This window comes from Rheinheimera sp. (assembly GCF_020217005.1).
In the GTDB taxonomy this organism is placed as follows: domain Bacteria; phylum Pseudomonadota; class Gammaproteobacteria; order Enterobacterales; family Alteromonadaceae; genus Pararheinheimera.
Genome location: NZ_JAIWOI010000182.1, coordinates 1 through 10,000, shown reverse-complemented (window position 1 = coordinate 10,000; position 10,000 = coordinate 1). Strand labels below are relative to the sequence as shown.

General features: G+C 46.0%; 13 protein-coding genes. 7 read left to right on the top strand and 6 right to left on the bottom strand.

What is annotated here, in order from left to right:
• Positions 1-1,065 (top strand): ATP-binding protein (locus LDL40_RS08875; protein WP_300994933.1); only part of this gene is annotated, 1,065 nt, incomplete at its 5' end.
• Here the strand turns inward: LDL40_RS08875 and LDL40_RS08870 are convergent.
• The gene (locus tag LDL40_RS08870; RefSeq protein WP_300994932.1) at positions 1,062-1,364 is read right to left on the bottom strand and encodes a DUF1330 domain-containing protein; all 303 of its coding nucleotides are present in this window, start codon (positions 1,362-1,364) and stop codon (positions 1,062-1,064) included. The two genes, LDL40_RS08875 and LDL40_RS08870, sit on opposite strands and share 4 nt — an antisense overlap.
• Positions 1,365-1,430: 66 nt before the next feature.
• The gene (locus LDL40_RS08865; protein WP_300994931.1) at positions 1,431-1,772 is read right to left on the bottom strand and encodes a DUF4144 family protein; all 342 of its coding nucleotides are present in this window, start codon (positions 1,770-1,772) and stop codon (positions 1,431-1,433) included.
• 539 nt (positions 1,773-2,311) lie between these two features.
• On the opposite strand from LDL40_RS08865, the gene nhaR reads away from it, so the two are divergent.
• Positions 2,312-3,223 (top strand): transcriptional activator NhaR, encoded by a 912-nt coding sequence (gene nhaR, locus LDL40_RS08860; protein ID WP_300994930.1) that lies wholly within the window; start codon positions 2,312-2,314, stop codon positions 3,221-3,223.
• On the opposite strand, the gene LDL40_RS08855 is transcribed toward nhaR, so the two are convergent.
• Positions 3,220-4,434, bottom strand: a complete 1,215-nt coding sequence (locus LDL40_RS08855) for a methyl-accepting chemotaxis protein (RefSeq protein WP_300994928.1) — start codon at positions 4,432-4,434, stop codon at positions 3,220-3,222. The two genes, nhaR and LDL40_RS08855, sit on opposite strands and share 4 nt — an antisense overlap.
• A 175-nt stretch (positions 4,435-4,609) precedes the next feature.
• Here LDL40_RS08855 and LDL40_RS08850 point away from each other — a divergent pair, with 175 nt between their 5' ends.
• From LDL40_RS08850 to LDL40_RS08835, 4 genes are all read left to right on the top strand, one after another.
• Entirely contained in the window at positions 4,610-4,840 is a 231-nt protein-coding gene (locus tag LDL40_RS08850) for a ParD-like family protein (RefSeq protein WP_300994926.1), read from the top strand.
• On the top strand, positions 4,809-5,603 hold the full coding sequence (gene map / locus LDL40_RS08845) for a type I methionyl aminopeptidase (protein ID WP_300994925.1): 795 nt from the start codon (positions 4,809-4,811) through the stop codon (positions 5,601-5,603). The genes LDL40_RS08850 and map overlap by 32 nt, the downstream gene beginning before the upstream one ends.
• On the top strand, positions 5,600-6,418 hold the full coding sequence (locus LDL40_RS08840) for an SDR family oxidoreductase (protein ID WP_300994924.1): 819 nt from the start codon (positions 5,600-5,602) through the stop codon (positions 6,416-6,418). The genes map and LDL40_RS08840 overlap by 4 nt, the downstream gene beginning before the upstream one ends.
• Positions 6,419-6,547: 129 nt before the next feature.
• Positions 6,548-6,748 carry a hypothetical protein gene (locus LDL40_RS08835; protein ID WP_300994923.1) on the top strand — a complete coding sequence of 67 codons (201 nt, stop codon included), beginning with the start codon at positions 6,548-6,550 and terminating at the stop codon, positions 6,746-6,748.
• Between the two features lie 85 nt (positions 6,749-6,833).
• Here LDL40_RS08835 and LDL40_RS08830 read toward each other — a convergent pair whose 3' ends face one another.
• Together LDL40_RS08830 and LDL40_RS08825 are read right to left on the bottom strand one after the other, a co-directional pair.
• Entirely contained in the window at positions 6,834-8,162 is a 1,329-nt protein-coding gene (locus tag LDL40_RS08830; protein ID WP_300994922.1) for a hemolysin family protein, read from the bottom strand.
• 161 nt (positions 8,163-8,323) lie between these two features.
• Positions 8,324-9,397 carry a calcium/sodium antiporter gene (locus LDL40_RS08825; RefSeq protein ID WP_300994921.1) on the bottom strand — a complete coding sequence of 358 codons (1,074 nt, stop codon included), beginning with the start codon at positions 9,395-9,397 and terminating at the stop codon, positions 8,324-8,326.
• A gap of 193 nt (positions 9,398-9,590) precedes the next feature.
• On the opposite strand from LDL40_RS08825, the gene LDL40_RS08820 reads away from it, so the two are divergent.
• The gene (locus LDL40_RS08820) at positions 9,591-9,713 is read left to right on the top strand and encodes a hypothetical protein (RefSeq protein WP_300994920.1); all 123 of its coding nucleotides are present in this window, start codon (positions 9,591-9,593) and stop codon (positions 9,711-9,713) included.
• A 52-nt stretch (positions 9,714-9,765) separates the two neighbouring features.
• On the opposite strand, the gene LDL40_RS08815 is transcribed toward LDL40_RS08820, so the two are convergent.
• Positions 9,766-10,000 (bottom strand): hypothetical protein (locus LDL40_RS08815; RefSeq protein WP_300994919.1); only part of this gene is annotated, 235 nt, incomplete at its 5' end.

The following is a 10,000-nucleotide window of genomic DNA, read 5'->3' as shown; positions in this document are numbered from 1 at the left end:
CAGTTGCTGGATTTATTGCTCGATTCTATTCCTGATGCGTTGGTGGCGTGCGACAGTGAAGGGCAACTGGAGCAGTTTAATAAGGTAGCACGCGACTGGCACGGCGTGGATGTACGGCACTGTGATTCAGAGTTATGGAGCCATTATTATGACTTGTATGAAGACGATGGCCAGACCGTATTACCTGCAGAACGTATTCCGTTGCTCAGAGCTTTTCGTGGTGAAACAGTGGTAGGGCAGGATATTTGTATTAAAGGCAAGGAGCAACCGCCACGCTGGGCCCGCTGCCGCGGAGAACAGATTAAAACACGCTCAGGTCAGGTGTTAGGGGCTTTAGTGCTGATGCATGATATCAGCGAGCAAAAACAGCTCGAACAAATGAAGACAGATTTTATCTCCACTGTCAGCCACGAACTTCGCACTCCTATCACTGCCATCAGTGGCGCACTGGAGCTTGTGATCAATCAGGTGCTGGGGCCCTTGTCTGATAAAGCTCTGGCAATGCTCAAAGTGGCCAGCCAAAACAGTAAACGCTTGCAGCTGTTGGTCAACGATTTACTGGATATGGAAAAACTCAGTGCAGGGAAAATGGATTTTTATTTGCAACCTTGTGATTTAGCTGAGGAAAGCCGGCAGGCTGTGGTGCAAAATCAGCCTTATGCCGATAAATTCGGCGTTCGCTTGACGGTACTGAACAGCCAATCTGTTCAGATGCAACTGGACAGCCACAGGCTGCAGCAGGTGCTGAGTAACTTATTGTCTAACGCTATTAAATATTCCAAACCCGGTGCTGAGGTTGTTCTGAGTTATGCTCAGTATGAAGATAAGACCCGCCTGCAGGTTGAAGACAAAGGCGAGGGGATACCGTTGCATTTTCAGGAAAAGATATTCCAGCGTTTTGCTCAGGCCGATAGCTCTGACTCCAAGGCGAAGTCCGGCACGGGCCTGGGCCTTGCCATCAGCAAAGCCATTATAGAATCTATGGGCGGTACCATTGGTTTTCACTCAGTGCCTGGTGAGGGCACTGTATTTTATTGTGATTTTCCGCGCAGAGTGCAAACTTAGTCTGGCCTTTGGTAAGTCGCCAGAATGTGGCTGGCTGAGACTGCAGGTTCAAAATAGTCTTGTCTGATTTTCAGGTAGTCAGGATGGGTGAAAAAACTGTCCATTAGCTGTTGGCTGGCAAAATAAATAGTGAAGACTCTGTTGATGGCCGTATCCGCGGGTTTAAGACTTTGTTGTACCAAAAAGTCACAGCCAAAATCCCCCTGATGTTGATGCAATATAGGCGTCATTAAACGGCGATATTCAGCATAAAGATCCGCATTGTTTACCTGAAGGCCGACTAATAATTCAACTGCCATTTTTAATTTACTCCGTTTGGTTCCCCGCTCACTTTAACCAGCAAGAGTGCGCAGGACAAGCTGCTGTTAGCTTTGTTCAGCAGGGTCAGTCTCCGCAAGAAGATCGAATAATACACTGACCGAAGGCGCCTGAATTTTCACCACACAACTTTGGGCTAAAGCAAAAAAATGCGCCTGAACCAAAGCGGTCAACTCCTGCAGTTCATACTGCCGGATTGCTACAGGTAAAACACTTTGCTGTTGTATTTGATCTAAAAGATAAGCTTGTCCAGTGGCATCAATCAACAAATCATCAGGTGTGAAGTAGGCCTGCTGCAGCTGGAAATTGTGCTCAAAACTACTCCTGGTCGCTATATAGAGCAGCTCATCCTGACCTGCAAACTTAAAAATGGCCGGATACTTCATCATCAAAACGTCCCTCTGGGTCTTACCTATTGAACCTGCAAAACACAGCTACCAGTTAAATGGAGGCAGCGTAGTGCTAAAACAAGTGGAGTTGCAGCGAGGCGACAAAGGAATGAGTCCCCATGAGCATAGTCCACTATGCGATTGGGGCGAATAAGGGCAGTCAACAAAGCTGCAGCTTGAACGATGACAGGGTTTAGCCAAAGCCAGTGGAGTTGCAGCGAGGCGACAAGAGAATGAGTCCCCATGAACATAGTCCACTATGTGATTGGGGCGAATGAGGGCAGTCAACAAAGCTGCAGCTTCAATGGAGAAGGCTAAATCGTCGCAACAACGTTCCTGACGGTTGCGACATACCGTCCATCCCTGGACATAAAAAAGCCCCTTGCTAGCAAGAGGCAAAAGGCGCGGATGTGCCTATGGGTTAAACTGTCGCTATGAAACTCTGCAGGAACCTCACAGCAGAACTAGTTATACGCTCTTTACTTTGTCAGTAAAATTCGAATATAACTGAGTATATGTTCGTAAATAGCTGAATAAGAATGACACCTGTAAACTATAACCAACTTTATTACTTTTACCTGGTGGCTGAACACGGCAGCATTGCCCGTGTCAGCGAGTTGTTGCACATCACTCCGCAAACTATCAGTGGTCAAATTAGCGCTTTTGAACATGGCATAGGTACTGCGTTGTTTGCTCGTCAGGGTAAGCGGCTTATTCCTACTGAGCTCGGACTTGTGGTACAGCGCTATGCCGCAGATATTTTCCAACTGGGAGATGAGCTTAAAGCTGTTCTGACCCGGCAGCACAGCAGCTGGCAAAGTTTTACTGTAGGTATTACCGATGTGTTACCTAAGGCTTTTGTTTATGAAATGCTTAAGCCAATATTGCAGTTGCCCATTAAACTGATTTGCCGCGAAGGTGAGCTGGCGGCTTTATTGTCTGAATTGGCTATTAATAAGCTTGATATGGTGTTGTCTGATCAGCCTATTCAGCCGGGCAGCCATGTAAAGGCTTATAGTCACTTAGTTACAGAGTCTCCTATGGCTGTTTATGGCTGCGAAACTCTGGCACTGCAGCTTACTGCGGATTTTCCGTATTCTTTGCAAGGCCAACCGTTTTTGTTACAAGGCAAAAAGTCCATTATCCGTCAGCAGTTGATGGGGTGGTTTAACGAAGTGGAAATCCAGCCTGAGGTGGTTGCTGAGTTTGATGACAGTGCTTTGATGCAGGCTTTTGCTCAACAAGGGTTGGGAGTTTTTGCTGCGCCCTTGTTATTAGAAACTCAGTTATTAACAAACTACCGCTTGTTAAAAGTTGGGGTGATCCACAGGGTAACCGAGCGTTTTTATGCGATATCTCCAGAGCGAAAACTGACTCATCCGGCCCTGTTGCAGCTGGTTAAAGCATTGCAACAGAATGGCCAGATGAATAATAAAGACGCCGTTATTTAAGCTGCAGAAAAAGGTTGCAGCTGCTGTTGGGTGCGTTTAGTACCAGATAACAGTTGCTCTGTAGCCTGATCAATAGCCGCCATCTGTTGATAAGCCAGGTTAGTGCCTTGCTCAATTTCAGTCAGGTGATGATGATTTTGCTCTGAGCTATGCGCCAGTTGTTGTACATGTTGTTGAATTTGATTTAACTGTTGCTGGGCATTTTTTAGTTGTAGTTCTAACTGACTAAAATCGCCACTGGTTTGCTGTATTTGCTGCTGAGCCGCACCGGCTTGTTGTTGCAGTTGCTCAGATTCATTTTTGGTATCCCGCACTAACACATCCATTTCATTCAGAAAGCCCGAGATCTGGCCTGTAGCACTGTTTACTTTTGCTGCCAGAGTACGGACTTCGTCTGCCACCACAGCAAAACCCCGGCCCGCTTCACCAGCCCTTGCCGCTTCAATGGCCGCGTTTAACGCCAGCAAATTCGTTTGATCAGAGAAGTTTTCCACCATCAATAAAATCTGTCGCACGTTTTCGGCATTTTTCTGCAAACCTGTCACTGTGCCACCAAAGTTGGCCAGCAGTTGCTCAATTTTATGCAACTGGTTGGTGAGCTGATCCAGCTGAGTGCTGGCGTTTTTAGCATTATGTACAGTACTGCTGGCTACCACTATCACCTGATCATTGCTTTGTACTATCTCGGCCAGGCGTTGTAACGACTGATCACTTTGCTGGCGGATTTGCTGACTACTTTGTTCTGCACCTTGTAACTGACGTCTGGTGCTATGCACGGCTTCTGCCACTTGCTGATTGACGGCAAAGTTGCTGGACGCTTGCTGATGAATGCCTCGCAACATACCGGATAACTGATCAACAAATAAGTTGTATTGCTCAGACAAAGTGCGGAATTCGTCAAAGGTAAAGGCTGGTAATCGGGTTTTTAAATCACTGCCTGCCTGATTAGCTTGTTGCAGCGCATCGACCAGCGCTTTTACCGGTCGTACTATTAAGTGCATCAGGTAACCTATGGTAAAAATAAAGGCGCCTGTTCCCAGCACTAAAATCCACCACCAGCTGTGTCCGGCACCTCCTTCAGCCGGGTAAGCTGCAAACATCGCCAGCCAGAAAATCAGTGTTAAAAAGCCTATATTGCCGACAATTTTTAATGTCAGGCTGTAGAAAAACTGCCGCTCAACCGCACTGTAGATATCGTTAAATAAGCTCATGTCCTGGCTCTCAGTCTAAGTTTTAAACCCAATTGCTGATACTGAACTATAACCCACTGTTTGAAATGGTTTATTGTCCTATGTCATACCTTACCCAGTTTCTGTCGTCATTTTAAGTGCTTTTTTCGCATTTCTTTTATACAATAAATATACGAAATGTATATAAAGTGTATCTATGGGCATAGTGAAAATATCGGACGACCTGCATGAGGACTTGCGGGAAGCGAGTAAAGTGATGGCTCGATCTATCAATGCGCAGGCTGAATTCTGGATCCGTGTTGGTATGCTGGCTGAGTTGAATCCCCAGCTGAGCTATCAGGAATTGTGTCGTAAATTACTGAAAAACAAATCAACTACTTTGCAGGACTTGCTAAATGAACTCGATCCATCTGAAAACCCAGGCTGAACTGGATGTCCAGCACAAAGCAGGGCAGCTGTTGGCGCAGGTTTTTCTGATGCTGGATGAGTTAGTCAAACCAGGTATCAGCACCATGCAGCTTAACGATGCGGTGGAAGCATTTATTCGTGGACCATTAGCATCCAGGCCGGCCAGTAAAGGTCAATACGACTACCAATATGTACTGAACAGCTCCATCAATGAGGTGGTCTGTCATGGCATGCCAAAACAGACTGATATTTTAAAAGAAGGCGATATTGTCAATCTGGACATTACGCTGGAAAAAGACGGCTTTATAGCCGACTCCAGCAAAATGTATTGTCTGGGCAAGGTCAGTCCTTTGGCGCAACGCCTGGTGGATGTGACTTATCAGGCGCTGTGGCAGGGCATTTATCAGGTCAAACCCGGTGCGCGTTTAGGTGATATAGCACAAGCTGTGCAGCAACATGCTGAGCGGCATGGTTATTCTGTGGTGCGTGAATACTGTGGCCATGGCATAGGCCGTGAAATGCATGAAGAGCCACAAATTTTGCATTATGGCAAAGCAGGCACAGGTTTAACCCTCAAACCCGGCATGGTGTTCACCATTGAGCCAATGATTAATCAGGGCGACAGAAGGATAAAACAAAAGTCTGATGGCTGGACTGTGGTGACCAAAGATAAAAAGTTATCTGCCCAATGGGAGCATACAGTGGCTGTGACTGACACTGGTTTTCTGGTGTTAACGCTCAGACCAGACGAACAGCATTTAGTAAAGGGAGCCAGGCCATGAGCAAAACCATGCTGATCACAGGTTGTTCCGGTGGTATAGGTAAAGCTTTGGCTATTGAAGCTAAACGTCAAGGATACAGAGTTTTTGCCACAGCGCGAAAAGAAGCCGATTTAGTGGCGCTGCAACATTTAGGTCTGGAGACTATAGCGCTGGAAATGACCGAAGCAGATTCGGTCAAAGAAGCTGCAGTGCAGCTGAAACAACAGGTAGGGCGATTAGATATTCTGGTGAATAACGCTGGATTTGGGGTGATGGGACCTGTGCTGGATGCCGGAGCTGAAGGTCTGCGTCAGCAGTTTGAAGTGAATGTATTTGCGGTAATGGATCTCACTCAAGCCTGTTTGCCTTTGCTGATACAAAGCAAAGGCTTAATTGTAAATATTGGCAGTGTCTCAGGTGTTTTAACCACACCTTTTGCCGGAGTTTATTGCGCCTCCAAAGCCGCCTTGCATAGTTTGTCGGACGCGCTTCGGATGGAATTAGCTCCTTTAGGCGTCAGAGTTTTAACAGTGCAACCCGGCGCCATAGATACAGGTTTTGCCAACAGAGCCAAGCTTGAAGCAGAGCAACTATTAAAACCTGATTCATTTTGGTGGTCGATGCGTGAAGGAGTGCTACTGCGCGCTAACGCCAGCCAGAATAAGCCAACTTCAGCAGAAAGTTTTGCCAACAGCCTGATGAAGCAACTAGATAAAGCCAATTGTAGCGGTGTTGTGGGGATTGGACATGGTGCTGTCAGCTTAATTCTGCTTGCCAGGCTGTTACCTCAAAAATTGCTGGATAAAATACTGAGGCGAAAATTTAAGCTGATTTGATTATCTTTTAGTGGGATCAACAGCTTAGAATTTGTCCGAAAAATTGTTTAAATTTTCGTCGAAAAACACTTGCCTGTTGTCGAATATTTCACCACTATGACTGTCGCTTTTCTCCAGGGAGTGACTATCATGACATCGAACTTTATGCGAACTGTGCACTTAAAAACTGCACAACAATTCAAAGAGCAAGGCCATGATCTGCAGTATGTGGTGAAGCATTTCCACAAAGTTGGCATACCGGAAGATGAAATACCGGAATTATTGCCACTCTTAGGTTTTGGTCTTGATGCAGACCCTTTGGCCTTACGAACTAAAAACCAAAAAGATTAAACAAAAAAACGCCACTTTGCTGTGGCGTTTTTTTTGCTGGCACCAGGGCTTGAGTTTGCACACTGCTTCTTTGTCAAAACAAGACTCAATCGCGCATATCATCTGCAGCGGCCTTTAATTCCGCCATTTGCTCCGGTGTTAATTGAATAGCCAATACTTTATCCACTCGTTTGCCATCCATATCGACAATTTCCAACTGCCAGTTTTTGATCAGTACTTTGTCCGCTGTTTGTGGAATTTTTCCCATCAACAACATCAATAAGCCATTTAACGTTTGATAGTTGCGCTGATTCTCTTCAGGTAATTCATCTAAACCCAAACAATCTTTTAAATCGATCACAGGCAGCAAGCCGTCCAGCAGGTAAGATCCGTCGTCACGCTGCACCACCATTAAGTCTTCACCATCATCCGGATTTAATTCACCTGTTAAAGCTTCCATTAAGTCCTGCAACGTCACCATACCTTTTAAATCACCGTACTCGTCTACCACAAAGACCACTTGACGGGCTGTGGTGCGGAAATGTTCTAACAATTCCATGCCAGTTAAGCTGTCTGGTACGTAGTGACAAGGTTGTACCAAAGAGGGTAAATCTGTCAGTTGGCCTGCCACAGACTGTGCCAGCAACTGTTTGGCTGAAACTATACCAATCAGCTCATCAGCGCTTTGTTGGCAGACAGGGAAACGTGAATGAGGCGATTGCATCACCCGGTGTAAGTTGTCTTCCATGCTGATGGCTGTATCTAAAAAGATAATGTCTGAACGTGGCACCATCAAAGATGAAATGGAGCGCTCATCCAGACGGAACACATTTTTCACCATGGCATGTTCGTTATGCTCTATCACGCCTGAGCTTGAACCTTCCAGCAACATAGCCTGAATGTCTTCATGAGTTACATTGGATTCTGTATTGTGAGCAAAACCAAACAAACGCATAAAAGCGTGGGTAGAGCCTGATAATAAAAACACAAAAGGTTTGGTGGCTAAAGCCAACAACAACATAGGCTTCGCCATTAAACAGGCGATAGACTCCGCACTGATTTGCCCAATACGTTTCGGGACCAGTTCACCCACGACGATAGACACATAGGTCACTACAATAACGACTAAGGCTGTAGCAAAAATGCTGCTAAATTCTGGCGCCATCCCCAGACTTTGCATCCAAAGCGCAAAAGGTTCTGCAAGGATAGATTCACCGAAAATACCGTTTAAGATACCAATAGAGGTAATACCAATCTGGACCGTAGATAAAAACTGTGTAGGATCTTCAGCCAGTTTGAGGGCTATGGCGGCCGAGGATTTTCCTTTATGTGCCAGAGCCGTTAAACGAGATTTTTTAGCTGTGACAATAGCAATTTCAGACATGGCAAAAATGCCATTTAACAGGATAAGTCCAACAAGTATAAAGATTTCCATGGGGTCTCATTGAGGTTATGAACTGCGAAGGATTATATAAACAAAAACAAGGGTTGGATAGTACTCAGCTTTGGCAACTCATACAGTTCATTAAATCGTCATCTACCTCAGGAAATAAAAACAGGCCCGTTTAGGCCTGCTTTTTGTGAACGATACCTAACTTATTGATGTTTTACTTTATTTTTCATCCGGTCGTGGACAAAAGACAACAGAACAAATAGTACGACAGCTGGCAGCAGGCCATACAAAATGCCCTGTTGTAACTCGCCCAGGTAAGATTCTTTTAAGGCTACAGCCACCAGATACCAGGTGTAAGCTACATACAGCAGCATAAATAACAGGCCTTCGATACGATTCAGCACAGAGCCAATGAAAAAAAGTGGCACACACAATATGGCTACGCCAACCATTACGGGAATATCAACAGTGGCCATTTGTTCGCCTGCAAGCAGTGGCACCGGAGATACCAGACCTGAAATTCCCAGTACACAAAGGATGTTGAAGATATTACTGCCCACTACATTACCTACAGCTATGTCACGTTCGCCACGCAGAGTCGCCACTACAGAAGTCACCACTTCAGGTAACGAAGTACCAGCTGCAATAATAGTCAAACCTATTACGGCTTCGTTCACGCCAAAGGCTCGGGCAATCTCTACTGCGCTATCAACCAGAAAACGCGAACCCAACACCAGCAATACTAAACCTCCCACCAGTAACAGCAGGTTTTGCCAGGCTGGTACTTTGGCTTTTAGCATGGCTTCGACTTCTTCGTCCGCCGTATCAAGTCCATTAGCTTTACCTTGCCGGAATAAAAACCAGGTATAGCCAACTAAGCCTGCGGCAAGAATTGCAGCTTCAAAACGAGTAATAGAACCATCAAAGGTCATCCACATCGCGAGAACTGACACCAACACCATAATAGGCACATCCTGGCGGATTAACTGCCGAGAGATGATCAGCGGAGAGATCATGGCTGCTGCGCCCAGAATAAACAGCACATTAAAGATATTACTGCCTACCGCATTGGCGATAGCCAGTTCCGCCTGGCCGGAATAAGCGGCTTTGACACTCACAGCCAGTTCGGGGGCGCTGGTACCAAAAGCCACTACTGTTAAACCTATGACTAATGCCGGAATACCAAATGAACCAGCTAAACGCGCCGCCCCTTTTACCAATAAATCCGCACCTACGACCAGCAATACCAAACCGACCAACAACATTATCCAGGTCATGTTTTACTCCATCTGATGATTTCAACTGGCTGCTAATTTAGAGGAAAAACAAATAACAAGGAAGAGCGAAGCCGGAGAAAGCATTGCCAAAAGTTTGGCAATGCCCGGATGAGCGCTAATGGCTCTGTCCATTGGCCAGACTGAAGCCGGAGAAAGCATTGCCAAAAGTTTGGCAATGCCCGGATGAGCGCCAATGGCTCTGTCCATTGGCCAGACTGAAGCCGGAGAAAGCATTGCCAAAAGTTTGGCAGCTGTTGTAGTAGAGCAGCGGATGAGCGCCAATGGCTGTTGGCCAGACGGACACCAGAAACGCTGATAAAAAAGGCCCGCTGCTCAGGCGGGCCTCTGTCAGAAAATCAATCTGAGTGTTAGTACTGCAAACTGATTTTATAACCTGTTTCTGTGTCCGGGTCTTTTTCTGCCACCAGCAGATAGGAACTACCCTGCAGCAATTCGATTTCTCCGGTTTGTGCCAACAAAGTTTTGTTATTGTTTAAGTCTTTACGTACTAACAATATAGTGTAGCTGTCCAGCGGTAAGGTAATGCTGGCACTGGTGGCGTCGTTAATACTACTGATGTAATACGAAGTGGTTTCCATAGTC

Excerpts from the sequence above, each read along its gene's own strand:
- LDL40_RS08870 (WP_300994932.1), bottom strand. The coding sequence starts at position 1,364 with ATGGCAGTTGAATTATTAGTCGGCCTTCAGGTAAACAATGCGGATCTT.
- LDL40_RS08865 (WP_300994931.1), bottom strand. The coding sequence starts at position 1,772 with ATGATGAAGTATCCGGCCATTTTTAAGTTTGCAGGTCAGGATGAGCTG.
- nhaR (WP_300994930.1), top strand. The coding sequence starts at position 2,312 with ATGACACCTGTAAACTATAACCAACTTTATTACTTTTACCTGGTGGCT.
- LDL40_RS08855 (WP_300994928.1), bottom strand. The coding sequence starts at position 4,434 with ATGAGCTTATTTAACGATATCTACAGTGCGGTTGAGCGGCAGTTTTTC.
- LDL40_RS08850 (WP_300994926.1), top strand. The coding sequence starts at position 4,610 with ATGGGCATAGTGAAAATATCGGACGACCTGCATGAGGACTTGCGGGAA.
- map (WP_300994925.1), top strand. The coding sequence starts at position 4,809 with ATGAACTCGATCCATCTGAAAACCCAGGCTGAACTGGATGTCCAGCAC.
- LDL40_RS08840 (WP_300994924.1), top strand. The coding sequence starts at position 5,600 with ATGAGCAAAACCATGCTGATCACAGGTTGTTCCGGTGGTATAGGTAAA.
- LDL40_RS08835 (WP_300994923.1), top strand. The coding sequence starts at position 6,548 with ATGACATCGAACTTTATGCGAACTGTGCACTTAAAAACTGCACAACAA.
- LDL40_RS08830 (WP_300994922.1), bottom strand. The coding sequence starts at position 8,162 with ATGGAAATCTTTATACTTGTTGGACTTATCCTGTTAAATGGCATTTTT.
- LDL40_RS08825 (WP_300994921.1), bottom strand. The coding sequence starts at position 9,397 with ATGACCTGGATAATGTTGTTGGTCGGTTTGGTATTGCTGGTCGTAGGT.
- LDL40_RS08820 (WP_300994920.1), top strand. The coding sequence starts at position 9,591 with ATGGCTCTGTCCATTGGCCAGACTGAAGCCGGAGAAAGCATTGCCAAA.